The 511-nt window shown below is 65.4% G+C and carries 1 protein-coding gene; it reads left to right on the top strand.

Going from position 1 to position 511, the window contains the following annotated elements; genetic code table 11:
- The coding region (locus NKJ84_RS33185) for an ADP-ribosylglycohydrolase family protein (RefSeq protein ID WP_352510032.1) at positions 1–511 on the top strand (511 nt) is incomplete at both ends.

Below are 511 nucleotides of genomic sequence, written 5' to 3' on the forward strand. Positions count from 1 at the left end.
GTCGAAGGGGCTCCCGGCCGGAACGATCACCGACGACACCGAACAGGCGCTTCTGCTTGGCCGTATCTTGGTCGAATCCGGTAACCGGTTCGACCATGCGCGGTGGGTCAACGCGCTGCTCGACTGGGAACGCGATGTCAAGGCGCGCGGCAGCTACGATCTGCTGGGACCATCAACCAAACGCGCCATCGACGCCATCAACAATGGTATACCAGCCGAGGAAGCCGGGCGCAGTGGCGACACAAATGGTGCGGCCATGCGCATCGCGCCAGTAGGTATCATGATGCCGCTGGAGCCGCTTGACGCGCTGGTCGCCAAAGTGGCCGAAACCTGCATGGCGACGCACAACACGTCGATCGCAATCGCTTCGGCCGCAGCGGTCGCTGCCGCCATCAGCCGCGGCGTCGCTGGCGGTGACTGGCGTGCCGCTTCCGACAACGCCATCACGGCAGCGAGACGAGGGGCGACGCTCGGCCATTGGGCGACCGGCGGTGACATTGCTGCGCGCATT

Origin of the sequence: Mesorhizobium sp. M0048, assembly GCF_040323405.1 — a bacterium.
In the GTDB taxonomy this organism is placed as follows: domain Bacteria; phylum Pseudomonadota; class Alphaproteobacteria; order Rhizobiales; family Rhizobiaceae; genus Mesorhizobium.